This is a genomic window from Priestia sp. YIM B13552 (assembly GCF_042787775.1).
Classification (GTDB): domain Bacteria; phylum Bacillota; class Bacilli; order Bacillales; family Bacillaceae_H; genus Priestia; species Priestia megaterium_E.
Window position 1 is genome coordinate 141340 of sequence record NZ_JBHZOU010000004.1, and the last position, 26365, is coordinate 167704.

General features: G+C 38.4%; 29 protein-coding genes. 26 read left to right on the plus strand and 3 right to left on the minus strand.

What is annotated here, in order from left to right; translation table 11 throughout:
• Window positions 1–17: 17 nt before the first annotated feature.
• From ACFX40_RS17755 to fabZ, 25 genes are all read left to right on the plus strand, one after another.
• Complete coding sequence (locus ACFX40_RS17755) at window positions 18–569, plus strand: TIGR01440 family protein (RefSeq protein ID WP_028409699.1); 552 nt, start codon at window positions 18–20, stop codon at window positions 567–569.
• Window positions 570–686: 117 nt separating this feature from the next.
• Entirely contained in the window at window positions 687–1931 is a 1245-nt protein-coding gene (locus tag ACFX40_RS17760; RefSeq protein ID WP_013059811.1) for a serine hydroxymethyltransferase, read from the plus strand.
• 213 nt (window positions 1932–2144) lie between these two features.
• Window positions 2145–2774 carry a uracil phosphoribosyltransferase gene (gene upp / locus ACFX40_RS17765; RefSeq protein ID WP_013059810.1) on the plus strand — a complete coding sequence of 210 codons (630 nt, stop codon included), beginning with the start codon at window positions 2145–2147 and terminating at the stop codon, window positions 2772–2774.
• 22 nt (window positions 2775–2796) lie between these two features.
• Window positions 2797–3948 carry a non-hydrolyzing UDP-N-acetylglucosamine 2-epimerase gene (wecB, locus tag ACFX40_RS17770; RefSeq protein ID WP_016765923.1) on the plus strand — a complete coding sequence of 384 codons (1152 nt, stop codon included), beginning with the start codon at window positions 2797–2799 and terminating at the stop codon, window positions 3946–3948.
• 67 nt (window positions 3949–4015) lie between these two features.
• A complete protein-coding gene (locus tag ACFX40_RS17775; protein ID WP_377255773.1) occupies window positions 4016–6208 on the plus strand; it encodes a S8 family serine peptidase in 2193 nt (730 codons plus the stop codon).
• A 297-nt stretch (window positions 6209–6505) separates the two neighbouring features.
• Entirely contained in the window at window positions 6506–6727 is a 222-nt protein-coding gene (locus ACFX40_RS17780; RefSeq protein WP_013085464.1) for an AtpZ/AtpI family protein, read from the plus strand.
• A gap of 6 nt (window positions 6728–6733) precedes the next feature.
• Complete coding sequence (locus ACFX40_RS17785) at window positions 6734–7105, plus strand: ATP synthase subunit I (RefSeq protein ID WP_013059806.1); 372 nt, start codon at window positions 6734–6736, stop codon at window positions 7103–7105.
• A gap of 18 nt (window positions 7106–7123) precedes the next feature.
• Window positions 7124–7834, plus strand: a complete 711-nt coding sequence (gene atpB, locus ACFX40_RS17790) for a F0F1 ATP synthase subunit A (protein WP_013059805.1) — start codon at window positions 7124–7126, stop codon at window positions 7832–7834.
• Window positions 7835–7924: 90 nt separating this feature from the next.
• Entirely contained in the window at window positions 7925–8137 is a 213-nt protein-coding gene (atpE, locus tag ACFX40_RS17795; protein ID WP_013059804.1) for a F0F1 ATP synthase subunit C, read from the plus strand.
• A gap of 102 nt (window positions 8138–8239) precedes the next feature.
• Window positions 8240–8758, plus strand: a complete 519-nt coding sequence (locus tag ACFX40_RS17800; protein WP_013085463.1) for a F0F1 ATP synthase subunit B — start codon at window positions 8240–8242, stop codon at window positions 8756–8758.
• Window positions 8755–9300: a F0F1 ATP synthase subunit delta gene (locus tag ACFX40_RS17805; RefSeq protein WP_050690856.1), complete on the plus strand. Its 546-nt coding sequence runs from the start codon at window positions 8755–8757 to the stop codon at window positions 9298–9300. The genes ACFX40_RS17800 and ACFX40_RS17805 overlap by 4 nt, the downstream gene beginning before the upstream one ends.
• A 15-nt stretch (window positions 9301–9315) precedes the next feature.
• The gene (gene atpA, locus ACFX40_RS17810; protein ID WP_013085461.1) at window positions 9316–10824 is read left to right on the plus strand and encodes a F0F1 ATP synthase subunit alpha; all 1509 of its coding nucleotides are present in this window, start codon (window positions 9316–9318) and stop codon (window positions 10822–10824) included.
• Between the two features lie 105 nt (window positions 10825–10929).
• Entirely contained in the window at window positions 10930–11787 is an 858-nt protein-coding gene (locus ACFX40_RS17815; protein WP_013059800.1) for a F0F1 ATP synthase subunit gamma, read from the plus strand.
• A gap of 36 nt (window positions 11788–11823) precedes the next feature.
• Complete coding sequence (gene atpD, locus ACFX40_RS17820; protein ID WP_013059799.1) at window positions 11824–13245, plus strand: F0F1 ATP synthase subunit beta; 1422 nt, start codon at window positions 11824–11826, stop codon at window positions 13243–13245.
• A 26-nt stretch (window positions 13246–13271) separates the two neighbouring features.
• Window positions 13272–13676 carry a F0F1 ATP synthase subunit epsilon gene (locus tag ACFX40_RS17825; RefSeq protein ID WP_013059798.1) on the plus strand — a complete coding sequence of 135 codons (405 nt, stop codon included), beginning with the start codon at window positions 13272–13274 and terminating at the stop codon, window positions 13674–13676.
• Window positions 13677–13950: 274 nt separating this feature from the next.
• Window positions 13951–14187, plus strand: coding sequence for a DUF1146 family protein (locus tag ACFX40_RS17830; protein ID WP_013059797.1), 237 nt, complete (start codon window positions 13951–13953; stop codon window positions 14185–14187).
• A gap of 160 nt (window positions 14188–14347) precedes the next feature.
• The gene (locus ACFX40_RS17835; protein ID WP_028409697.1) at window positions 14348–15088 is read left to right on the plus strand and encodes a YwmB family TATA-box binding protein; all 741 of its coding nucleotides are present in this window, start codon (window positions 14348–14350) and stop codon (window positions 15086–15088) included.
• A gap of 31 nt (window positions 15089–15119) precedes the next feature.
• A complete protein-coding gene (gene murA / locus ACFX40_RS17840; protein WP_013059795.1) occupies window positions 15120–16424 on the plus strand; it encodes a UDP-N-acetylglucosamine 1-carboxyvinyltransferase in 1305 nt (434 codons plus the stop codon).
• A 162-nt stretch (window positions 16425–16586) separates the two neighbouring features.
• Window positions 16587–17609 (plus strand): stage II sporulation protein D, encoded by a 1023-nt coding sequence (spoIID, locus tag ACFX40_RS17845; RefSeq protein ID WP_028409696.1) that lies wholly within the window; start codon window positions 16587–16589, stop codon window positions 17607–17609.
• 162 nt (window positions 17610–17771) lie between these two features.
• Complete coding sequence (gene spoIIQ, locus ACFX40_RS17850; protein ID WP_028409695.1) at window positions 17772–18602, plus strand: stage II sporulation protein SpoIIQ; 831 nt, start codon at window positions 17772–17774, stop codon at window positions 18600–18602.
• A 275-nt stretch (window positions 18603–18877) separates the two neighbouring features.
• A complete protein-coding gene (gene spoIIID / locus ACFX40_RS17855; protein ID WP_013059792.1) occupies window positions 18878–19141 on the plus strand; it encodes a sporulation transcriptional regulator SpoIIID in 264 nt (87 codons plus the stop codon).
• Window positions 19142–19327: 186 nt separating this feature from the next.
• Window positions 19328–20329, plus strand: coding sequence for a rod shape-determining protein (mreB, locus tag ACFX40_RS17860; RefSeq protein WP_013059791.1), 1002 nt, complete (start codon window positions 19328–19330; stop codon window positions 20327–20329).
• A 114-nt stretch (window positions 20330–20443) separates the two neighbouring features.
• The gene (locus ACFX40_RS17865) at window positions 20444–21268 is read left to right on the plus strand and encodes a flagellar hook-basal body protein (protein ID WP_028409694.1); all 825 of its coding nucleotides are present in this window, start codon (window positions 20444–20446) and stop codon (window positions 21266–21268) included.
• 23 nt (window positions 21269–21291) lie between these two features.
• Entirely contained in the window at window positions 21292–22113 is an 822-nt protein-coding gene (locus ACFX40_RS17870; protein ID WP_028409693.1) for a flagellar hook-basal body protein, read from the plus strand.
• A gap of 83 nt (window positions 22114–22196) precedes the next feature.
• Window positions 22197–22631, plus strand: coding sequence for a 3-hydroxyacyl-ACP dehydratase FabZ (fabZ, locus tag ACFX40_RS17875; protein WP_013059788.1), 435 nt, complete (start codon window positions 22197–22199; stop codon window positions 22629–22631).
• Window positions 22632–22660: 29 nt separating this feature from the next.
• On the opposite strand, the gene ACFX40_RS17880 is transcribed toward fabZ, so the two are convergent.
• Window positions 22661–23083, minus strand: coding sequence for a helix-turn-helix domain-containing protein (locus ACFX40_RS17880; RefSeq protein ID WP_028409692.1), 423 nt, complete (start codon window positions 23081–23083; stop codon window positions 22661–22663).
• Between the two features lie 524 nt (window positions 23084–23607).
• A complete protein-coding gene (locus tag ACFX40_RS17885) occupies window positions 23608–24045 on the minus strand; it encodes a YwpF-like family protein (protein WP_014457773.1) in 438 nt (145 codons plus the stop codon).
• A 96-nt stretch (window positions 24046–24141) separates the two neighbouring features.
• Between ACFX40_RS17885 and ssb the strand changes: the two genes are divergently transcribed.
• Window positions 24142–24504, plus strand: coding sequence for a single-stranded DNA-binding protein (gene ssb / locus ACFX40_RS17890; RefSeq protein ID WP_014457774.1), 363 nt, complete (start codon window positions 24142–24144; stop codon window positions 24502–24504).
• Window positions 24505–25030: 526 nt separating this feature from the next.
• Here the strand turns inward: ssb and ACFX40_RS17895 are convergent.
• Window positions 25031–26077, minus strand: coding sequence for a C40 family peptidase (locus ACFX40_RS17895; protein WP_377255776.1), 1047 nt, complete (start codon window positions 26075–26077; stop codon window positions 25031–25033).
• Between the last annotated feature and the right edge of the window lie 288 nt (window positions 26078–26365).

Sequence of the window (26365 nt, forward strand, 5' to 3'; positions counted from 1 at the left end):
AAGAAAGGAAGAAAAACGTGTCTGAACTTACGAAATGGAAAGAGCAGTTGGAAACAGTTTTATCTGATTTTTTAGCACAAGTGCAGTTGTCTTCAGAACATACACTTGTCATTGGATGCAGTACAAGCGAGGTAATTGGTGAAAAAATAGGAACCGCAGGCGCAATGGAAGTCGCAGAAATGATTTTTGATGCGCTATCAGATTTTCGAAAAAAAACGGGTGTTCACTTAGCATTTCAATGCTGTGAACATCTCAATCGAGCACTGGTAGTAGAAAGAGAATTAGCTCGCAAAGAGCGTTTAGAAATGGTTAGTGTTGTGCCTATTCATAAAGCAGGCGGAGCGATGGCTACACAGGCCTATGGCCAGCTTAAAGATCCCGTTTTGGTAGAGTTTATTAAAGCTGATGCCGGTATTGATATTGGAGATACATTCATTGGTATGCATTTAAAGCATGTCGCAGTACCCGTTCGTTGTACGTTAAACGCAGTTGGACACGCTCATGTTACTGTAGCAAAGACGCGTCCAAAACTAATTGGTGGAATGAGAGCGTTTTACGAACTTTCGTAATTAAATATATTAAAATAATACACATTTTTTCTTTTTTATTCTAAATAAATCATGTTACAATGTAGTTGAATCAACAAATAACGAACATTGCGAATACGAAATGAGGAGAGGATTTTGATGGAGAAACAACTAATGCAACAAGATCCAGCAGTTTATAATGCGATCAAGGATGAATTACAAAGACAACGTACTAAGATTGAGCTAATTGCTTCAGAAAACTTTGTAACAACAGCGGTAATGGAAGCACAAGGTTCAGTTTTAACAAATAAATATGCTGAAGGCTATCCAGCTAAACGTTACTACGGCGGCTGTGAACACGTAGACGTAGTAGAAGACTTAGCTCGTGATCGTGCAAAGGAAATTTTCGGAGCAGAGCATGTGAATGTTCAACCTCACTCAGGTGCACAAGCAAACATGGCTGTATACTTCACTGTTTTAGAGGCTGGAGACACAGTACTTGGTATGAATTTATCGCACGGCGGTCACTTAACGCACGGAAGTCCTGTTAACTTTAGTGGTGTTCAGTACAATTTCATCGAATATGGCGTAGATCGTGAAACACATCGTATTAACTACGATGATGTATTAGAAAAAGCGCGTACACATAAGCCAAAATTAATTGTGGCTGGTGCAAGCGCATATCCACGCGCAATCGACTTCAAGCGTTTCCGTGAAATCGCTGATGAAGTAGGCGCTTATTTAATGGTAGACATGGCTCATATTGCTGGTCTAGTAGCTGCAGGACTTCATCAAAATCCTGTGCCACATGCTCATTTCGTTACAACTACAACACATAAAACACTGCGCGGACCACGCGGCGGTATGATTTTATGTAAAGAAGAATTTGCGAAAAAGATTGATAAGTCAATCTTCCCTGGTATTCAAGGTGGCCCATTGATGCACGTTATCGCTGCAAAAGCAGTAGCATTTGGTGAAGCACTACAAGATGAATTTAAGCACTATGCTCAAAATATCATCGACAATGCTAATCGTTTAGCAGAAGGATTAAAGAAAGAAGGATTTGCTCTTGTATCTGAAGGAACAGACAATCACCTTGTGTTAATCGACGTAAGTTCAATGAATTTGACAGGTAAAGTAGCTGAAAAAGCACTTGATGATGTAGGTATTACAACAAACAAAAATACAATTCCTTACGATGAGCAAAGCCCATTTGTAACAAGCGGTATCCGTATTGGTACAGCTGCAGTTACAACTCGCGGATTTGGCTTAGAAGAGATGGATGAAATTGCTTCTATCATCGGATTAACGCTTAAAAATATTGAAGATGAAGAAAAGCTAGCTGAAGCTAAAACACGCGTTGAAGCTTTAACAAGTAAGTTTGAAATGTATAAATCACTTTAAGAGAGACAGGCCTTTGTGCCTGTTTTTTTATGGAGAAAGTGGTAGCAATTCAATCATTTTTTGAATAATGCTTGAACTCAAAAACTTTTTTCTGTAAAATGAATGCAATGTATAAATTTAATTAGCAAGAGATATGTTTTTACTAGTACGTACCATTCAATTCGTTGAATGGTATTTTAATGTGTACATCTTTATATATAAGGAGAGATATCAATGGGCAAAGTATACGTATTTGATCACCCGCTTATTCAACACAAATTAACTTACATACGCGATGTAAAAACGGGAACGAAAGAGTTTCGTGAATTAGTTGATGAAGTGGCAAGCTTAATGGCTTTTGAAGCGACACGTGATTTACCGCTAGAAGACGTTGAAATTGAAACACCGGTTTGCAAAACAAAGTCAAAAGTTATTGCAGGGAAAAAGCTTGGTATCGTTCCAATTCTTCGTGCTGGTATCGGCATGGTAGATGGATTTTTAAAACTAATGCCAGCTGCTAAAGTTGGACACGTTGGCTTATATCGTGATCCAGAAACATTACAGCCTGTTGAATATTATGTAAAGCTGCCTAATGATGTAGAAGAGCGTGACTTTATTGTAGTAGATCCTATGCTTGCAACAGGAGGGTCAGCTGTAGAAGCAATCAACTCTCTTAAAAAAAGAGGAGCTAAAAACATTAAATTTATGTGTTTAATTGCTGCTCCTGAAGGCGTGGAAATCGTAAAAGAAGCACACCCTGACGTAGATATTTACATTGCGGCATTAGATGAAAAATTAAATGACCATGGATATATTGTTCCAGGTTTAGGTGATGCAGGGGATCGTTTATTCGGTACAAAATAATTTGTAGATTCGGGTGATGAACATGAAGCAGCCAATTAAAGTAATGACGATATTCGGGACAAGACCAGAAGCAATTAAAATGGCCCCTCTAGTTCTAGAGCTTAAAAAGCGACCGGAGGAGTTCGAAGCGATTGTTACGGTAACGGCTCAGCACCGTGAAATGTTAGACCAAGTATTGAGCATTTTTGACATTCAGCCTGACTATGACCTTAACATTATGAAAGATCGCCAAACTCTTATGGACGTAACGACCAGAGGATTAGAAGGTTTGGACGACGTAATGAAAAAAGTAAAGCCGGACATCGTACTTGTACACGGCGATACAACTACGACGTTTATTGCCGGACTAGCAGCTTTTTATAATCAAATTCAGGTGGGACATGTTGAAGCAGGTTTGCGCACATGGAATAAATATTCTCCATATCCGGAAGAAATGAACCGTCAGCTTACAGGCGTTCTCGCTGATTTGCACTTTGCTCCAACCGATAAGTCTGCAGCTAATTTGCAAGCAGAGAATAAAAAAGAAGAGCGGATCTTTGTGACTGGAAACACAGCTATCGATGCGTTAAAAACGACAGTAAAAGAGACATATGAGCATGAAGTGTTAACGAAATTGGGAGATGATCGTCTCATTTTATTAACGGCGCATCGCCGCGAAAATTTAGGCGAACCAATGAAAAACATGTTCCGTGCTGTTAAACGTATTGTGGATGAACATGAAGATGTGCAAGTTGTGTATCCTGTTCATTTGAATCCGGTAGTTAGAGAAACAGCAAACGATATCTTAGGAAATGACCCACGCATTCATTTAATTGAACCGTTAGATGTAATTGACTTCCATAACTTCGCTGAGCGCGCTCATATTATTTTGACAGATTCGGGCGGTGTTCAAGAAGAAGCTCCTTCATTAGGCGTACCTGTATTGGTACTTCGTGATACAACAGAGCGACCGGAAGGAATTGAAGCAGGAACGCTCAAACTAGCAGGAACGGAAGAAGAAACAATTTATACGCTAGCAAAAGAGCTGTTAATAGATGAAGACGTATATAAGCAAATGTCACAAGCATCGAATCCTTACGGAGATGGCTTAGCTTCTAAACGTATTTGTGATGCTATTAGCTACTATTTCAACCGCCGGGAAAACAGACCGGAAGCTTTTAATCCGCTTTCGTAAGATTTCTAAACACCTTTCACATGAAAAGTGTCTCTTTGAGACACGATAGTGTGAGAGGTGTTTTTTTATGTGGATTAAATGGTTAATGCTTAGCTTTATATTAGGGAGCGGGGGAGGGCAAATGTCGCTCAATCCGACATTTCCTTCTATAAAACAAGAAATGAATCATCAGGAAAAATCAATAATTGTCATGGTTGAAAAAGAAAAATTCGCGGAATTTAAAAGTCAGCTACAAAAAAATTATCCTAATATAAAGATTAAGAGCGAATTTCACACGGTATTTACAGGACTTTCATTAAATGGCTCCATCTCGGATTTGGAAAAACTATCTCATAATCCTTCTATTATTGGTTCACATTCTATTAAAAACTACCAGGTTGCAGAAGAAAATAGTGTAACCTTCATTGGCTCAGAACAGGTAAGAGGCTTATTTGATACTCATAATCAGCGCTTAACAGGAAAAGGGATCAAAGTAGGCGTCATCGATACGGGTGTTGATTATTCTCATCCCGATTTAAAACAAACCTACAGGGGAGGGTATGATGTAATAGATAAAGATTATGAGCCGATGGAAACCACTCGGGAGCAAGGAGAGCCTACTCTGCATGGCACTCATGTAGCCGGTATTATTGCAGCAAATGGAAATATTAAAGGTGTAGCACCTCAATCGGAGATCTACGCATACCGAGCTCTTGGACCAGGAGGAGCTGGAACGTCTGAAAGTGTTATTCTAGCTATCGAAAAAGCAATTCAAGATGATGTAGATATTATTAATTTATCATTAGGAAATGATGTGAATGGTCCGGATTTACCAACAAGCTTAGCGTTAGATCGAGCTGTTGAAAAAGGAATTGTAACGGTTACATCCAGCGGCAATTCAGGTCCAGGTTTATGGACGGTGGGCTCTCCGGGTACAGCGGGAAAAGCTATTTCCGTTGGCGCTTCTGTTTCCCCGACGACAGTTCAATTTCTAACAATTGGATTTAACAAAGAAAAAATTATGATGGCGCCAGTAGAAGGGTCTCGTCCATGGACGTTTAATCAAACGCTGCGTGTAATAAATGAACAATACTCCAAAGAGCAAAAGCATGCGTTGGGCAACGTCATTTTGCTAAAAGCAGAAGGAAATGCGGTTGAAAAAAATATTAAACAAGCTGAACAGGCAGGAGCAAAAGCCGTTATTTTATATAGTCCGACTGAAAAAAGCATAATCGGTAAACTAAAAGAGTCAGTAAATATTCCAGTGATATGGGTAAGTAAAAAAAGCGGTGATATCATTAATCAACACATTCAGTCTCAACAGCCATACTTACGCACTGGCAAGCAAGTGGTTCAAGACTTGCTTACATCTTTCAGTTCAAGAGGGCCTGTAACGACTACTTGGGGAATCAAGCCGGACGTCGTCGCACCTGGTTACTTCATTAATAGTACAGTTCCCGGGGGATATGAACGCATGCATGGCACAAGTATGGCTGCGCCCCATGTAGCTGGAGCGTGTGCTCTTATTTTACAAGCTCACCCGAACTGGTCTCCTGAACAAGTCAAAGCTTCATTGATGAACACAAGTAAAGTAATGCAGCAGCTAAACGGTCAAACGTATCGCGTATATGAACAAGGAGCCGGGAGAATTCAAATAGCAAAAGCTGTCACAGCAGACTCTTTATTTTATCCATCTTCTTTATCTTTCGGTATTTTTACGCGCCCATCAAAGAAAGTCTTATCATTTAAAATTGATAACCAGTCTGATAAAGCAAAAACGTATCGCTTAAACGTTCCGAAAAGGGATGAAGGAGTGAACTGGGATGTTCCATTACCCGTCACGGTGCAGCCACATCAGACAAAAGAAATAGCTGTCACTTTATCGGTGCAGCCCCGTTTTAAAAATAAAGGTATATATGACGGATATTTGGAAATAAATGATTCACGTGAAACATTTTCGCTTCCTTATATGTACATGGTTAGCATTCCAGATTATCCTCGTGTCATGGGATTGCAAGTAGCAGCGGAAAAAGAGAAAAATACGTATAGCTATGAACTGTTTTTGCCTGAAGGAGCAGATGAGTTAGGCGTTGCTCTTTTTGATAAGCAGTCTTTACAGTTTATATCGTATTTAGATGTTGACGTTGATGTAGAAAGAGGCATGAGAAAACGAAAAATAACGATCGATGAATCGCTTGTACCGGGGTCGTACCAAATATTTGCATTTGTGAAAAAGCATAGACAAGAGCAGGTTGTACACAGTACAATAACGATTGAATGAACCTCTTTAAATGTTTTCATTTGAAGAGGTTTTATGTGTGGCAGAAATGTGAACAATAAGAAGAGATTGTGAAGTTTTTAGCTTAAACACATTGACATTAAATATACGCTATTGTATGCTTACAGGGAATATAAATGATAAGGTTTTCAACCTGTGAAAACCGTTGATATTTCTGCGTATTTTATTAGCTGTTTTTACCTTTTTTAGCAATTTTTTTTGCCTTTCTATCATATATTGAGCTATAAAAACGATAGAGAATTCGGAAAAAAGAAAATTTTGCAAAAGGGGTATGAGCTTATGAAAGATCGCAACCGTCATCCTTTGCAAGCGATGGCATTAGTGTCAATCATTCTATCACAGTTAGCAGGTTCAGTCTTAATTGGCTTATTCTCTGGGAGATGGGCTGATCAATGGCTTGATACCGAACCACTATTTTTGATTTTAGGCCTTCTTTCAGGGCTAGCAGCAGGTGTTTTTATGATGCTGCGGACAGTCCACCATTTTTTTTCAGGAGATTAATAATTCATGCAGGATTTGCAGCACGTTTTTCCAAGACTTCGTTCATACATATTGTATTTGTTAGCATTATACGTTCTCGGCTGGGGATTTACAAGTTATAAGGCTGTTTTTGCAGGTTTAATTTTAGGAACCGCCCTGAGTTTGTATAATTTGTGGAACTTGGTAAGAAAGTTTGAGCAGTTTGGACAGGCGTTGGATGAGGGGAAAAAGCCCCGTTCAATTGGGACTGTTGTAAGATTTGCAACAGCTGCTCTCGCAGTTGTGATTACCATCTCTTATCCAAAAACCTTTCATATTATTAGTGTAGTTGTGGGATTAATGACGTATTATGTTGTCATTATCATAGATTTAGTTGTTCAAAATATGCGTAGAAGATAGAAAGAGAGGTGAACACAGTTGGGTCATGAATCACCAACTATAGAGTTTCTAGGCCTTACTTTTAGTCAAAGTAACTTGCTTATGGTTACCGTAGCTTCTGTTATTGTATTCTTAATTGCAGTTTTATGTACTCGTACTCTTGCTATGAAGCCAAGCGGTGCACAAAACTTTATTGAATGGGTCTTAGATTTTGTTAAAGGACTCGTTAATAGCAATATGGATTGGAAAACAGGTGGCCGCTTTTTGACGCTAGGTGTAACTTTACTTATGTACATTTTTGTGTCAAATATGTTGGGTCTTCCATTTGCCATCGTGATTGACCATAACTTATGGTGGAAATCGCCAACCGCTGATCCAGCAATTACGCTGACGTTAGCCGTTATGGTAGTTGTACTATCACATTATTATGGTATTAAAATGCGAGGTTTCTCTGCATACACGAAAGATTACTTCAAGCCAATGGCATTTTTATTCCCGCTTAAGATTATCGAGGAGTTTGCCAATACGTTAACGCTTGGCCTTCGTCTTTACGGTAATATTTATGCTGGGGAAATTTTGTTAAGCTTGCTAGCTGGTTTAGCAACAACAGGCTTCTTAGGTACAATTGGAGCTGCTATTCCAATGCTTTTATGGCAAGGATTTAGTATTTTTGTAGGCGCAATTCAGGCCTTCATTTTCACAATGTTAACGATGGTTTATTTATCTCACAAAGTGAGTAGCGACCATTAATTTATAAAGCTTTGTTCAAGTAATACCCAATTTGGACAAAACAAAACTTTGTTAAACAAAATCATATATATTAAGGGAGGACTTTATAAAATGGGTTTAATAGCATCTGCAATTGCGATTGGTTTAGCGGCACTAGGTGCTGGTATTGGTAACGGTCTTATCGTTTCTAAGACGATTGAAGGCACAGCTCGCCAACCAGAAGCACGTGGTACATTAACTTCAATGATGTTCGTTGGGGTTGCCTTAGTTGAGGCGCTTCCAATTATCGCCGTAGTTATTGCATTCATGGTACAAGGTAAATAATAATGTGTTACATGTGGCGAAGATCATTCAAAAGAACCTTCGCCATTACTTTATGTCTTTAATAAGTAAATTATATATGTGGAGTCTCTGAAGGGAGTGAACATGGCCGTGTCGAACATGTTTGTGTTAGGAGCAGCAGGCATTAATGGTGGAGATATTCTTTTCCAATTAGTGATGTTCCTTATCCTACTTGCGTTACTTCAAAAATTCGCGTTTGGTCCTGTAATGGGAATCATGAAAAAACGTGAAGAGCATATTGCCGGTGAGATTGATGAAGCAGAAAAGCAAAATGAGGAAGCGAAGAAGCTTGTTGAAGAGCAGCGTGAAATCTTAAAGCAATCTCGTCAAGAAGTGCAAGTAATGATGGAAAACGCTAGAAAGTCTGCAGAAGATAAAAAAGAAGAAATCATTGCGGCAGCACGCGAAGAGTCTGAGCGTCTAAAAGCTGCAGCAAAACAAGAAATCGAACAGCAAAAAGATCAAGCAGTTGCTGCGTTACGTGAGCAAGTTGCTTCATTATCTGTTTTAATTGCGTCGAAAGTTATTGAAAAAGAACTTTCTGAACAAGATCAAGAGAAGTTAATTCATGAATATATCCAAGAAGTAGGGGATGTACGATGAGTCAACCAGCTGTAGCCAAACGCTATGCACTAGCTCTTTTTCAATTAGCAACAGAAAAACAGATGATCGATGAAATGCAAGACCAGCTACAAATCGTTGAAGAGGTGTTTGCTAAAACACCTGAATTAATGGATGTATTAACTCATCCAAAAATTACAATTGAGCGAAAAAAACAGTTTGTAAGTGAGGCATTTGCTGAACTTTCACCAACTGTTCAACATACGGTTCTTCTATTATTAGAGCGTCACCGCATTCAAATTGTTAGCGAAATGGTACAAGAGTATCGTTTCCTAGCGAACGAAGTACGTGGCGTGGCAGATGCAACTGTTTATTCTGTCAAACCTTTAAGTGCAGATGAGAAAAGAGCAATCTCGCAATCATTTGCTTCTAAAGTTGGAAAACATACGTTAAATATTTCAAATATAGTAGATAAAAGCCTAATCGGCGGCGTGAAGCTTCGCATTGGTAATCGTATCTATGATGGCAGCATTAGCAGCAAATTAGAAACGATCCAACGAGGACTTCTTGCACACAGATCGTAGATAGGGGTGAAATTCATGAGCATCAAAGCTGAAGAAATTAGTGCGCTGATCAAGCAGCAAATTGAAAACTATCAGTCTGAGATTAAAGTGAGTGATGTAGGTACTGTTATCCAAGTTGGGGACGGTATCGCACGTGCTCATGGCCTCGACAATGTCATGGCTGGAGAACTGGTTGAATTTTCAAATGGTGTCATGGGAATGGCACAAAACTTAGAAGAAAACAATGTAGGTATCATTATTTTAGGACCATATACGGAAATTCGTGAAGGTGATGAAGTTCGCCGTACAGGACGCATCATGGAAGTTCCGGTAGGGGAGCAGTTAATCGGTCGTGTTGTTAACTCATTAGGTCAGCCAGTAGACGGACTAGGCCCAGTAGAAACAACAAAAACACGTCCAATTGAAGGTGCTGCACCTGGCGTTATGGATCGTAAATCAGTACATGAGCCGCTTCAAACAGGTATCAAGGCGATTGACGCACTTGTGCCGATCGGTCGTGGACAGCGTGAGTTAATTATCGGTGACCGCCAAACGGGTAAAACATCGGTAGCAATCGATACAATCTTAAATCAAAAAGATCAAGATATGGTATGTATCTATGTAGCGATTGGCCAAAAAGAATCAACAGTTCGTAACGTAGTAGAGACATTGCGTAAACACGGTGCTCTAGATTACACAATCGTTGTAACAGCATCAGCTTCACAACCAGCTCCACTATTATTCTTAGCGCCATACGCTGGGGTAACAATGGGTGAAGAGTTTATGTATAACGGTAAGCACGTACTTGTTATTTACGATGACTTAACAAAACAAGCATCAGCTTATCGTGAACTTTCATTACTATTACGCCGTCCTCCGGGTCGTGAAGCGTATCCAGGGGATGTATTCTACCTGCACTCTCGTTTATTAGAGCGTGCGGCAAAGTTATCGGACGCAAAAGGTGGAGGTTCATTAACAGCTCTTCCATTTATTGAAACGCAAGCAGGAGACGTATCTGCTTATATCCCAACGAACGTAATTTCGATTACAGACGGACAAATTTTCTTACAGTCAGATCTATTCTTCTCAGGCGTACGTCCTGCGATTAATGCTGGTCTTTCTGTATCACGTGTAGGGGGATCTGCACAAATTAAAGCGATGAAAAAGGTAGCAGGTACACTGCGTCTAGACCTTGCATCTTATCGTGAGCTTGAATCGTTTGCTCAGTTCGGTTCTGATCTTGACCAAGCAACTCAAGCAAAATTAAATCGAGGAGCGCGTACAGTTGAAATCTTAAAACAAGGTTTACACAAACCGCTTCGCGTAGAAAAACAAGTAGCTGTGCTTTACGCATTAACAAAAGGCTTCTTAGATGATGTTCCGGTATCAGATATTACGCGCTTTGAAGACGAGTACTTAACATGGTTAGAGTCAAACCGTAAAGAAGTACTTGAATCAATCCGTACAACTGGTGGACTTCCTGAAGCTGGCGTATTCGAATCAGCACTTGAAGAATTCAAGAAAACATTTATTGCATCTGAATAATATATTGTCAGCATGGTATGTTAAGACAATCTTTCAATAAGGTGAAGGTGAACATTTGTTCACCTTTCATACCACGTGATCTTCTAAAACAAGGTGGTGAAACCTTTGGCATCATTACGTGATATACAAACTCGAATCACATCGACGAAAAAAACGAGCCAGATTACGAAAGCAATGGAAATGGTTTCAGCTGCAAAGCTGAATAGAGCGGAACAAAATGCAAAATCGTTTGTTCCATACATGGAAAAAATTCAAGAAGTAGTCTCAAGCGTAGCCCTAGGCAGCAGAGGCGCTTCACATCCAATGCTAACTGCGCGCAGTGTGAAGAAGACTGGTTACATCGTAATCACTTCAGATCGCGGTCTAGCAGGAGCATATAACAGTAATATTTTGCGAAAAGTATCTCAAGCTATTGAAGAACGCCATCAATCACCTGATGAATACGGTGTGATTGCAATTGGACGAGTAGGGAGAGATTTCTTCGTAAAACGCGGTATTCCGGTTTTGCTTGAAATCACAGGCTTAGCAGATCAGCCAGCTTTTGCTGACATTCAAGGAATCGCTTCACAAACAGTTCAAATGTTTGCAGACGGTACGTTTGATGAACTTTACTTATACTACAATCACTTTATCAATACGATTTCACAAGAAGTGACGGAGAAGAAGCTATTGCCTCTAACAGATCTTCAACCTTCTGGTAAACTTGTTGGTTATGAATTTGAACCATCACAAGAAGAGATTTTAGAAGTATTACTTCCTCAGTATGCAGAGAGTTTAATTTACGGCGGCCTGCTTGATGGAAAAGCAAGTGAGCATGCTGCTCGTATGACAGCGATGAAAAGTGCAACAGACAACGCAAAAGATCTTATCAATAATCTTACATTGTCATATAACCGTGCACGTCAAGCGGCAATTACCCAGGAAATTACGGAAATTGTTGGCGGAGCGGCAGCGTTAGAATAGAAAGTTTAATGGAAAAGCAAGTTAGGAGGGAACACGATGACAAAAGGACGCGTTACTCAAATCATGGGTCCAGTTGTAGACGTAAAGTTTGACAACGGACACCTTCCGGCAATTTATAACGCCCTTAAAATTTCACATAAACCGAGCAGTGCAAGTGAAGTTGCAATCGAATTAACATTAGAAGTTGCGATTCACTTAGGTGATAACACAGTTCGTACAGTAGCAATGTCATCCACTGACGGCTTAGTTCGTGGATTAGAAGTAGAAGATACAGGTGCAGCAATCTCAGTACCAGTTGGTGACGTTACGTTAGGTCGTGTATTTAACGTATTAGGTGAAAAAATCGACTTAGACGCCCCAATCGATGCAGGTGCACGTCGTGATCCAATCCACCGTCAAGCACCAAAGTTCGAAAATCTATCTACACAAGCTGAAATTCTTGAAACAGGTATTAAAGTAGTAGACTTATTAGCTCCTTACATTAAAGGTGGAAAAATCGGTCTATTCGGTGGTGCCGGTGTAGGTAAAACAGTATTAATTCAAGAATTAATCAATAACATTGCTCAAGAGCACGGCGGTATTTCAGTATTCGCTGGTGTAGGTGAGCGTACGCGTGAAGGTAATGACTTATACCATGAAATGACAGATTCTGGTGTTATTAAGAAGACGGCTATGGTATTTGGACAAATGAATGAGCCACCTGGTGCACGTCAACGTGTTGCATTAACAGGATTAACAATGGCAGAATACTTCCGTGACGAACAAGGTCAAGACGTATTATTCTTTATTGATAATATCTTCCGTTTCACACAAGCGGGTTCAGAAGTATCAGCATTACTTGGCCGTATGCCATCAGCAGTAGGTTATCAGCCAACATTAGCGACAGAAATGGGTCAGCTTCAAGAGCGTATCACGTCAACAAGCGTAGGTTCTGTAACATCGATTCAAGCGATTTACGTACCAGCCGATGACTATACGGATCCAGCTCCAGCGACAACATTTGCTCACTTAGATGCAACAACAAACTTAGAGCGTAAATTATCAGAGATGGGTATTTACCCTGCGGTAGATCCATTAGCATCTACATCTCGCGCTTTATCTCCTGAAATTGTTGGAGAAGAGCACTATGCAATTGCGCGTCAAGTTCAACAAACGTTACAGCGTTATAAAGAGTTACAAGATATCATTGCAATCCTAGGTATGGATGAGTTATCTGATGAAGATAAACTTGTTGTACAACGTGCTCGTCGCGTTCAATTCTTCTTGTCTCAAAACTTCCACGTAGCAGAACAATTTACAGGTCAAAAAGGTTCTTATGTTCCTGTAAAAGAAACTGTTAAAGGATTTAAAGAGATCTTGGAAGGTAAATACGATCATTTACCTGAAGATGCGTTCCGTTTAGTTGGTCGCATTGAAGAAGTTATTGAAAATGCGAAACGTATGGGAGTAGAAGTTTAATTTAAGGGACATAGGAGGTTTTTTAAATGAAGACAATCCATGTCAGTGTAGTGACTCCTGATGGCCCAGTTTACGAATCAGAAGTGGAAATGGTAAGTACCCGAGCACAGAGCGGTGAGCTTGGTATTTTACATGGCCATATTCCGATGGTTGCTCCTTTACAAATTGGAGCCGTCCGCTTGAAGAAAGCAAGCAGTACAGAACTTGTGGCTGTTAGCGGAGGATTTCTTGAAGTAAGACCTGACAAAGTAACAATTCTTGCACAGGCTGCTGAAACAGCTGAAGAGATTGACGTAGCTCGTGCAGAAGAAGCGAAAAAGCGCGCTGAAATGCGCCTTGATAGCAAACAAGACGACGTTGATGTTAAGCGTGCTGAAATTGCCTTAAAACGGGCAGTCAATCGTTTAGATATTAGTCAACGTAAGTTCTAAAAAAAGCCCTCTCAAACGAATGAGAGGGCTTTTTTGCTCTATTATATAAAAGGGGAAGAGCAAATAGCATTCATCTATGATTATATATTCCATTCAACTAAGCGCATCGATCTTCTTTATTTTGCTCAATAATGGAAAAGGATCTTAAAATAGGGAATAAAATAAATGTTTTTCATGTTACCGTTTACGAATTTGCATAAGTGTGCTTTAATATGAAAAGAAGAGACGATGATCGTCTCTTCTTTTCATATGGTGTTTAAAAGGAGTGCTTTTATTGTTTGGAGGAATTGAACAGCAAACGTTACTAACCATGATTTCACATTTGATTTTTATTGTGATTACTTGGTATGCTTTGCAAGGCTTTCAAATTGAAAAGCTGATGAAACCTAATCATGTGTTTCAAGCAAAATTAATGCTTATTTTATTGACCATTACGATTTCATCAACAGTAAGTAATTTCTTTTTGGATTATTTATTTTGGTCACAGCGCATTCCCTCATTTTTTCAATGATTGGCAAGCTATGAGTCTATGATAAAATAGACGTTCATTCATTGAAGATATACGAATTTATACGCTAATGTATGTCGCTATGTCTAAATATGACGACCCTTTTCATGTATGTATCATCGCCTTCTGGAAAGACTGGTGAGTACGGAGAGGGAGTGGCGAAATGTTTAAAAAAATTAGTGTCTTTTTGGCTATTTTCATTACTGGCTTATTCGTATATCATGGAAGTTATGTGAGCAATGCCCAAAACAATGAAACTACTATTGAGAAGATTGTTCACACCTTAAATAAGCAGCATGTTTCGTTAACTGAAGTATCGTTGTATGCAAGAGAAGAAGTAAAAGCTGTTACTGACCAAAAAACCTTTTATTCGCAAGCTAAAATTATTAAAAGTAATTTTAGAGGTTTTAAATGGGAAGTGAAGAGGGAAAGAGACCTATGGAAAGCAATAGGTACACGCAAAAGTGAAGATGTGAACGAAGTCATTCTGTTAACTTATGCGATCGATGAACACAGCAATGCGTACATATCGTATCATGTAACGGGACAAGGTTTAAAAGAAAAAAATATGACCCATTTTCAAAATGTATTTCAGACAAATTATGAAAAAATTTTCCTATCAGAACCCATAATTTTCTCTTGTGCAACAGGGGAAATCAATGATAAGATGGAAAGTGTTTTGTCTGTTGAAATTCAAGACCTATTACGAGCTTTCAATGCTAAACCAGTGGAATCTCTAGTGGAAGAGTCATTTACCTCTGTTTCAGCATATACTGGACTGTGGAAAGAAGCTCTTCAAACGAAAAAGCAGGAAATGAACTTACAAATTGCATTACGCAAGACAAGAATGGGCGGTCAAACAACCATAGTTGTTGGCACACCTATCATTACGTCTGAATATTAATATAGAGAAAATGGACGCGGAGGGGAATACCTTGGAAAAAATCATCGTCCGCGGTGGAAATAGATTAAGCGGTACAGTTAAAGTTGAAGGAGCAAAAAACGCCGTTTTACCTATTATCACTGCAACCTTATTAGCTAGTGAAGGAAAAACAATTCTAAATGATGTACCAGCTCTCTCCGATGTATTTACGATTGGCGAAGTTTTAAGACATCTGAATGCAGAAGTAGATTTTGAAACAAATCGTGTAGTTGTAGATGCATCAAGAGAGTTAAAAACAGATGCACCTTTTGAATATGTAAGAAAAATGCGCGCTTCAGTACTTGTAATGGGTCCTTTATTGGCGCGTACAGGTGAGGCTCGTGTAGCTTTACCTGGCGGATGTGCGATTGGATCAAGACCGATTGACCAGCATCTTAAAGGCTTTGAAGCAATGGGTGCTAAAGTTCAAGTAGGAAATGGTTTTATTGATGCAAAAGTTGAAGGAAGACTAAAAGGTGCTAAAATTTATTTAGACTTCCCAAGTGTAGGTGCCACAGAAAATATTATGATGGCAGCAGCATTAGCGGAAGGCACTACAATTATGGAAAACGTAGCAAAAGAACCTGAGATTGTCGACTTAGCAAACTTCTTAAACGCAATGGGCGCTAAAGTTCGCGGTGCAGGAACTGGTACGATCCGTATTGAAGGTGTTAATAAATTATATGGTGCAGAACATGCAATTATTCCAGATCGCATCGAAGCTGGAACATTCATGGTAGCAGCAGCTATTACAGGTGGAAACGTACTTGTACGCGGTGCAGTAGCAGAGCACATCAGTTCACTTGTTGCTAAAATGGAAGAAATGGGTGTTGAAATTACTGAAGAAGGCGACGGCTTACGCGTTGTAGGACCTGAAAAGCTAAAATCAGTAGATATTAAAACAATGCCTCATCCAGGTTTCCCTACGGATATGCAATCTCAAATGATGGCATTATTATTAGCAGCAGAAGGCACAAGTATGATTACAGAAACAGTTTTTGAAAACCGCTTTATGCACGTAGAAGAGTTTCGCCGCATGAACGCTGATATTAAAATTGAAGGGCGCTCTGTTATTATTAACGGACCTTCTCAACTACAAGGCGCTGAAGTAGCAGCAACAGATCTTCGTGCAGCAGCAGCGTTAACATTAGCAGGACTTGTAGCAGACGGCTATACGCGTGTAACGGAATTAAAACACCTTGATCGTGGTTATGTAAATTTCCACAATAAATTAGCCGCTTTAGGTGCTGATATTGAACGTGTAAATGACGAAACAAAGCAAGTAGAACAAACTCAACAGGCTTCAGACGTGAAATAAATATGTCATAAAAAAAGCATCTCATAGCGAGATGCTTTTTTTGTCGTTGGACGACCCTTATGGCCGGTTTGCTGTCATAAAAGGTTGTCCACCTCCATACATATGGAATATAGGGATATAGGTGTTCCTTGTCAAAATAATAGATATGGAGGCTAGGCGTTCATGAAACAAGCAAAGCCAATCGTCGTACTAGGAGTCATCTTTTTTTTCGTTGTGTTACTCATCCCAACACTTCTCGTTGTTCCTTTTACTGAAAAGACAGATGGAAAGCTACATGAAAATGTCAAACAGACCCCACAAACCGAAAAACTACAAAAAGTGACAGCGTCTCCTCTTGACGTCAGTGTTTATCGTACGGAAACGAAAAAAGTAGAAAAACTGCCGCTCGAAGACTATCTTGTAGGGGTAGTAGCAGCTGAAATGCCTGCTACTTTTGAGCTTGAAGCACTTAAGGCTCAAAGTTTGGCAGCCAGAACCTATATTGTACAAACTATGATGAATGGAAATAGTCATCTTCCCCAAGGAGCGGATGTGACTGATACCGTAGAGTACCAAGTATATTTAAATAAAGATGAGCTAAGAAGCAGATGGAACAAAGACTATGATTGGAAAATCAAAAAAATTCAAGAAGCAGTGAAAGACACCCAAGGTCAAATTCTTACGTATAAAAATAAGCCAATTAATGCTACGTTCTTTTCTACAAGCAATGGTTACACTGAAAATTCAGAGGCGTATTGGAAGAATTCCATTCCTTATCTAAAAAGTGTAGCTAGTCCATGGGATAAAAAGTCCCCAGAATTTACAAATCAGAAAGTAATGTCTGTTGCTAGCTTTGAACAGAGGCTTGGAGTGAAATTAACAAACAGTGGATCAGTAGGTGAAATCGTCTCTAGAACGCCGGGGCAGCGCGTAGATTACGTAAAGATAAACGGTAAAGAACTGTCGGGAAAAGATGTTCGGGAAAAATTGGGTTTATCGTCAGCCGACTTTCATTGGACAAAAAAAGGTAATGAAATTATCATCAACACAAAAGGATATGGACATGGTATTGGGATGAGTCAGTACGGAGCAAATGGTATGGCACTGGAAGGAAAAACGTATAAAGATATTGTTACTCATTATTATACAGGTGTTGCGATTACCCCTAACGATCAGTTTGTTGCACAATTGACAGCTAAACGCTAATTCAAAGACCCTTATATCAGGGTCTTTTTTTATGGTTTTCACTTTTTTTAAATAAAATGTATATTTTAGATTCATCTGTTGAAAAATAATCGAAAAAAATTTTTTATCGCTGTGTATATATTCATTCAATTGTGTTCAGACTGATTGCTGAGGTGATGATATATGAGAGAGGAAGAAAAGAAACGTACTTCTCCAAAATCGAAAGTTCAAAAATTAGTTAGAAAGCGTTGGGTGTTCCCGGCTATCTATTTAGCGAGTGCAGCAATTATTCTTACAGCAGTCCTTTGGTTTCAAGCTAATGGAAACGATATTAGCAAAGAAGACAAAAGCGGCTATAGCCAAGACGGTACGGCTTATCGAGACGACGCTGTAGAGGTAAATGCTTCACTTGAAAATTTAAAAATGCCAGTCGCTAGTGAAGCATCAGCAATCGTGAAAAAGCCTTTCTACGACGATCAAGCATCTGAAAAACAGCAAGAAGAAGCACTAGTTTTCTACAACAATACGTATCATCCAAACACAGGTGTTGACTTAGCTGTTAAGGGAGATAAATCATTTGATGTTGTAGCAGCAGCTAGCGGTACAGTAACAAAAGCAACAAAAGATCCTTTACTAGGTTATGTAGTAGAAATTGATCACAAAGATGGTTTAGTCACACAGTATCAATCTCTTGAGAAAGCTGATGTAGAAGTAGGAGATATTGTTAAACAAGGCCAAACGATCGCAAAAGCTGGAAAAAGCTTATATAATCAAGAAGCAAAAACACATGTGCATTTTGAAGTTCGTAAAGATGGTGTAGCAATTAATCCAAGCAGTTATTTTGGAAAATCTGTTAGTTCTATCAAAGAAGTCAAAGCAGCTGAAGTGACAGAACCAAAAGACGACTCTTCTTCTGAAGAATCAAAGGATAGCGAAAAATCATCTGATGAAAAGACTAAAGAAGATAAAGATTCAAAACAACCTTCAACAGATACGTCTAAACCAAATGCATAAGGCAAGACCATAAATACGAAAAGAAGCTGGATAAAATCGAGCTTCTTTTTTTATGAATTTTTCTAAAATGAGATGCATTATGTTAAAAAAGTAAATAAAAAACACTAAATTTTCAAAAAAATATAAGAAATCACTTGTCCTTACTGACTTTTCTAGCATATATCTGCACACAAGCTAATAAACTGTTACAAACCTATAAAGAGAATGTTAGAAAAGGGATAATATATACATTCCCTTGGATACTTCTCATATCCAATTTGGGGAGGGCGAGTAGTGTGCACGATTACATCAAAGAGAGAACTATCAAGATTGGAAAGTATATTGTAGAAACAAAGAAAACAGTTCGTGTAATTGCGAAAGAATTTGGCGTTTCGAAAAGTACTGTCCATAAAGATTTAACAGAGCGTCTACCAGAAATAAATCCTGAGTTAGCAAATGAAGTAAAAGAAATTCTTGATTATCATAAATCTATTCGGCATTTGCGTGGAGGAGAAGCAACAAAATTAAAGTACAAAAAGGAAGAAGAAACTGTAAAATGAAAAAATGCCCAATATTGCCTTTTTTATAGAGGTAGTATAGGGCATTTTATTTTTTGGATAAAATAGGTATATAATAAATATTTTTGCTAATAACAACATACATATACAAATTGTGATAAAATAGTAAATTAGGAAAAAAGAATGGTTATCATGCAAAGATATGTAAATAGAAGGAGGATTTAAGGTATGTTAGCAAAAGACATTGGTATCGATTTAGGTACAGCTAACGTCTTAATTCACGTTAAAGGCAAAGGAATTGTGTTAAATGAACCGTCTGTTGTGGCGATTGATAAAAATACAAATAGAGTGCTAGCAGTAGGGGAAGAAGCGAGACGTATGGTAGGAAGAACGCCCAGTAATATTATTGCCATTCGTCCCTTAAAAGATGGTGTTATCGCTGACTTCGAAATTACAGAGTCTATGCTCAAACACTTTATTAACAAATTAAATGTAAAAGGTTTTTTATCCAAGCCTCGCATTTTAATTTGTTGTCCAACAAATATTACTTCTGTTGAACAAAAAGCAATTCGCGAAGCTGCTGAAAAGAGCGGTGGGAAAACCATTTATTTGGAAGAAGAACCAAAAGTCGCGGCTATTGGCGCTGGAATGGATATCTTTCAGCCGAGCGGAAATATGGTCGTAGATATTGGTGGAGGTACAACCGATGTGGCCGTCCTTTCAATGGGCGATATCGTAACAGCAGCTTCTATTAAGATGGCTGGTGATCGTTTTGATGCCGAAATTTTGCAGTACATTAAGCAAAAATATAAGCTCTTAATTGGAGAGCGTACAGCAGAAGAAATTAAAGTGAAAATTGGTACGGTGTTTCCTAAAGCTCGTAATGAAGAGCTGGACATTCGAGGGCGAGACATGGTTTCAGGCCTACCACGTACGGTTACTGTTTATTCTGAAGAAGTAGAGGAGGCGCTTAGAGAGTCTGTCAGCGTCATTGTACAAGCTTCGAAAAGTGTATTAGAGCGTACACCTCCCGAACTTTCTGCCGATATTATAGACAGAGGCGTTATTTTAACTGGCGGTGGAGCATTGCTTCACGGTATGGATCAGCTGTTAGCGGAAGAATTAAAGGTGCCTGTGCTAATTGCAGAAAATCCAATGGGTTGTGTAGCTGTTGGAACAGGTATTATGCTCGATAATATTGATAAACTATCTCGTCGCAATATTGTTTAAATAAATGAAGACTCCTCTATTGGCTCGTTTCATACAGAGGAGTCTCTTCTTTTATCTAGTATACTCTGTGAGCTAGCTCTAACGAACAACGTTTACTTGTAAGGAGGATGAAGTATGTTTAAAGGGTTTTACACGGCAGCAGCCGGTATGCTGTCTCAACAGCGTCAAACTGACTTATTAACGAATAACATAGCAAATGCTAATACGCCAGGATTTAAAGCAGATCAAGGTACGTTAAAGGCATTTCCTGATATGTTGCTGCAGCGAATGGAATCTGAAGATTTACCTACTGAACGTAGCATCTCTGTTCAGAACAAAAAAGACATAGGTGCGATTAATACAGGCGTGTATATGCAAGAAACAGTTCCAAATTTTACACAAGGTGATCTTCAGCAAACATCTCAATCAACTGATATTGCATTGATGGAGCAAAATATGCCTACAAAAGAGGGCGGACTATTTTTTGTGGTACAAAGCCCTGATAATACGCCTCAATATACAAGAAACAGTAATTTTACATTAGATCAGGAAGGTTTTTTAACTACGTCTACCGGAGCTTATGTATTAAATACAAATAATCAACCAATCCAACTAAAAAGTGAAAACTTTACAGTTGATTCACAAGGTAACGTAACAGAAAATAATCAGCAGGTTGCACAAATCGATATTGCTTATGCTAGTGATTTACAAACGATTAAAAAGACAGGGAATGGATTGTATGAAACGCTGAACAATCAGTCCTTGCCTTCAGCAAGGAATAACCCAGGCATTTCTTATCAGTTAAAGCAAGGATTTGTTGAACGTTCCAATGTAGATGCTGCTCAAAGTATGACTGATTTACTAACGGCTTACAGAGCTTTTGAGGCAAATCAAAAAATAATGCAAGCTTACGATAGGAGCATGGATAAAGCGGCAAATGAAATTGGGCGTGTGCGCTAAAAGCAACAGGGGAGATGAGAAGGATGAACCGTACAATGATAACAGCGGCCAATACGATGGGACAGCTGCAGCAGCAACTTGATGTCATTGGTCATAATCTATCTAATACAAATACGACAGGATATAAAGCGAGAGATGCTTCATTTAATGATATGCTGTATCAACAAGTAAACAATCAAGAAGACAAGGGAACAGAAAAGCGGCTTACGCCAGCCGGAATTCGGCAAGGCACAGGCGCTTATTTAGATCAAACGAGCTTGAATATGACGCAGGGTGCTTTTCAGAATACAGATAAACTATTAGATGTAGCTGCATCTAATCCAAACGTTTATTTTCAAGTTGCCGTAAAAGATTCCCAACAGCCTGTACAATATACGCGAGATGGTTCTTTTCATCTTAGCCCCGAAGGCCCGAACAATGTTAAATTAGTAAACGGTTCTGGTCAGGATGTGCTGGGGGAAAATGGTCAAGCTATTATTTTCAGTAACGCGTTCAAAGATATACAAATTGATGGAAGTGGAACGGTAACGGTTACTACGAATACGGGCGTTGACCAGTTTACCCTTGGGTTAACAAATGTCCAAAAGCCGCAGGTGCTAGAAGCTAAAGGAGAAAATCTATTTGCCTTTCCAGCAGGGATGAACCAACCGAATATGTTTACAGATTTGACTGGAAAACCTCGAGAAACAGCAGGCGTAGAGCAAGGAAAACTGGAACAGTCAAATGTAGATTTGAGCAAAGAACTCACTGATATGTCCATTGCTCAACGTGCGTATCAATTTAATTCCCGCTCTATTTCAATTGCAGATCAAATGATGGGCTTGGTTAATGGAATCAGAGCTTAAGCAAGTAGTTGCTTCTCAATTGAGCATTCTGTATATTGATAATAGTATCGTATGTTACATGCGGTTTGAAAGGAGACTTATTTATGCTTGATATTGAACAAATTAAAGAAATTATTCCACACCGATATCCATTTTTATTGGTCGATCGTATTTTAGAAGTGGAAGAGGGAAAAAAAGCAGTTGGTTTAAAAAACGTATCTGCCAATGAAGAATTTTTCAACGGGCATTTCCCTGACTATCCTGTGATGCCAGGGGTTTTAATTGTAGAAGCTTTGGCTCAGGTAGGAGCAGTAGCTATGCTAAAAAAAGAAGAAAACCAAGGACGTTTAGCATTTTTTGCAGGCATTGACAACTGCCGTTTTAAAAAGCAAGTAAGACCTGGTGATCAACTACGTTTAGAGGTTGAAATTGTACGTGCACGTGGATCTATTGGCAAAGGAAAAGGTATCGCAACTGTAGATGGAGAGTTAGTCTGCGAAACAGATATTATGTTTGCTTTAGGCGATAAAAAAGAATAGTACATAAGAGCTGCTGATGCAGCTTTTTTTTATTGGCGCTGCAAAGCAGAAAAAAGTTTCTTTAATAAAGGTATAATATCCGTTAGCAACTCTTTTTGAAGAGTTGGTGACAGAGATGAAAATTGTAAGAGCACATGTTTCAATAAGGGCTGTTTATCTATGAGGGTTAAAATGGTATCGTCTTGTGAATCTGATTCACGTTTTCTTGTTAAGTAAAGAAGTTGGAAGTCATGTAAATAATCTTGTTTATAAGAGGAAGGATCAATAAGTTGGTCCAGCGTAATTTGAAAACAATTACATAGAGATAGAAAATCAAAAATGGAAGGCGTTTGTTTCGAACATTCCCATTTTGAAATAGTTGTACGAGAAACATTCAACTGATTTGCTAATTCTTCTTGTGAAAACCCTCCTTTTAGTCTAAAATGTTTAATTCTTTCTCCCAAACCTTTCATATGCATCACCTGATTTCGTAAAGATAAGTATATGTCTTATTGTTCGAATGTAGTTCATGTTCTTTGTAACATGCTGAATTTACACAATATGAAACATATACACTTTACCTTCTGCAATAAAGGGAATAAAACCTGTTTTTATTTCTTTTTTTTCTCTAAAAAGATTCATTTTTCTGCATATATATATAAAAAAAGAACAAAAATAGAGGTTTTTATAGTAAAAAAATCCTATTTTTTGTTCGGTATATTGAAAAAAATGGTTGAATAACGGGGAAAAATGCATTAATATACGAATTACAAAGAAAAAGGAGTGAAAAAATGACAAATTTTTATTTGAAAAGGCAAGGCGCTCGCGCAAGAGATAATCGCTTCAAACGTTCTAGTTGTGATCATTTATTTTTAGGAAAAAAAGAAAGGTACCTCCCCAGTGAGTTCTCTTTTCTTTATCCTTCTCATGGACCAACGAAAAAGACCGCAAACAATAATCCTCTCTTTTAAATCCAGACACCTTAAGATGACTTGACTTATTTTTTAGATGTACTTTTTATCGGTCTGTTCCGAAGCTGCAGTTTGAACTGTTGAAGTAAATCTTGACCTGATAATCCTTGGTTAATTAAATCCTCTAAGAGCATTTCAGCATAATGAAGTCTCCGTTCTTTTAAAACACCTTTCATCAACAAACTAATACGATTTTCACCAATTGAAGTAATGGAAGCCACGGTAGCTATAAAGGTAGCCGGATCATTTGTTTCTTTCGTAATTTTAGCTTCTACCGTCATTTTTTGTTTATCTTTCAACAAAACATGAAATTCATCGTACCATTTCTTATCGATAACTGCTTCTAAAATCCAGTTATTTTCGCCGTCTTCTTTATTAATAATAAGGCCATTAGTTAGTGAGACAGACTGACGTTTTTCTTGATCATCAACCAATTGAAATGACACAAGTTTAAATGTTTTCATTGATATTTCCTCCTTTGCGTAAATAGTAGGTTATCCATATTATAACATGAATGAGCTTAAAGATTCCCATTATTCAATCAGTTGGAGTGGTAGACTATGATTAACCATATTGTTCTTGTAGGAAGACTGACAAAAAAACCTGAGCTTCGATATACCCATGAAGGGATTGCAGTATCTACTATTACTTTAGCAATTAATCGAACGTTTCGAAATGTTGAAGGTGAATATGATGCTGATTTTGTCAATATTACTCTGTGGAGAAAAAATGCAGAAAATACGGCTGCTTACTGTGATAAAGGAGCGGTTGTAGGTGTGGTAGGGCGTGTACAAACGCGCACATTTGAAAATAATCTTCAGCAACGAGTATATATGACCGACGTTGTGGCTGATGCTGTTAAGTTTTTAAGTGGAAAGCCATCCGGTTCTTCTTCATTTGATTCAAATCAGCAAGAAGAATGAAGTTGTTATCTAGCATGAAAGGGGGTGATTAGTTCAGCTAAGGTTCTAAGTCCTCTTATCTATCATAATAGAAGATAGATCCTCTTTAAGAGCAACAAGGCTCTTTCTATATTCTCAAGAGAGAAAATTAAAGTATTTACTATCCTCGAACTATTCCTCTATTTCATCCGTTAAATCATTTAACGGTTTTTTTCTGTATATAAGAGATTGAAACGTGACTGAATTAATGCAATCTAAAGACAAACAAATGGGATGAGCTAGTATAGGTCACTTGTTACACGACTGTTGATTTCCGTGCAAGACTTCGCTTTTCGCAGACGGCCGATGAGCCTCCTCGTCACTTGCGTACGGTCTCATCTATTCTGCTTTTCTTGCAGGAGTCTTCGCTTTGCCCTCCGCTCAACAGCTAGAAAACCTACGTCCACCCTACCAATGAAAAGATCCGAACGAGTTTGATTCTTCATCAAGAATCAAACTCGTTCGGATCTTCCTTTAACTAACATAATTTTGTTTCAGCTTCTATCAATTATTTAGAAAATCTTTTTGCACCTAAGTAGCGCTTGCTCCAGTAGCTGTTATCTATGCTTGCAATGGTTACACCCGTAGAAGATCCAGCATGAATAAATTGACGATTACCAAGGTAAATGCCCATATGTGTAGGACCGCTAGAATATGTATTAAAAAACACTAAGTCTCCAGGCTGTGGATTACTGACAGGTGTTGATACACTCCAATAACCAGCCGTCGTATAGCGCGTTGTAGAAATTTGTTGTTTCGTTACGTAATAAATGAATCCGCTGCAGTCAAAACCAGAAGGAGTCGTGCCACCCCATTTGTAAGGAACACCTATATAACGTTTTGCATCTGAAATCATTTGCGATACATTTAATGTTCCGTTAGAAGTTGAAGGTGTGGATGTACTTGGTTTTGTTGTTGGCGTAGTTGTTTGGCTGCTTTTTGATACCTTTAATTGTTGATTTACATAAATCGTATTAGACGTTAATCCGTTTATTTGTTTTAGCTCACTGACGCTCATGTGAAATGTCGAAGCTATTTTAGATAAGCTATCTCCACGCTGAACTTTGTAAGTTCCGTTTGCATCCTTAGAAGGAGTTTCTGCTGGTTTACTCGTAGTTGGAGTCGATGCGCTATTGCTTCCATTTACTTTTAACGTTTGGTTAATATAAATAATGTTAGAAGAAAGAGCGTTCAAACGTTTTAATTCTTCTACGCTCATATTAAAACGAGTAGCAACTTTCCAAAGGGTATCGCCGCTTTGAACTTTATAGGTCGAACCAGTAGCAGGAGCTGAAGGCTTTTCTTCCTTATTAGATGGTTGAGAGGTTGAAGCAGAAGGAATCGATAACGTTTGTCCTATGTGAATTGTATTTGAAGATAACTTATTTACGCTTTTTAAGACGTCTACCGTTGTATGGTATTTGGTAGATAATGACCAAAGTGTATCTCCAGCTTTCACTTGAACAGTTGAAGCAGATGCTTCAGCTGAAGCTTGATATAAAAATGTCCCGCCAACAATGGCGCCTAGAGATAAAGCGAGCTGCCTTTTTTTCATTAATAAATCCCCCTAATTATGTAAATGTTTCGTGTTTATTTTTCCAATATGTCTATTAAATTACAAAAATATTATATGTATAAATATGCTGGAATTTAAAGAGAAAGTAAAGGGTCTTTTTCGCTATAAAAATACCTTTTTATTCAAAAAACGCTATTTATTGCGCTTTTTGTATCTTTATCAGTAGCTGGATAATGATTTACACTTATTTTTTTGTGTCGAATGATCTAATAAAAAAAGAGGACAAGTAAAAAAGTCCTCTTTTTAGTGACGTTGTAACACATTTTA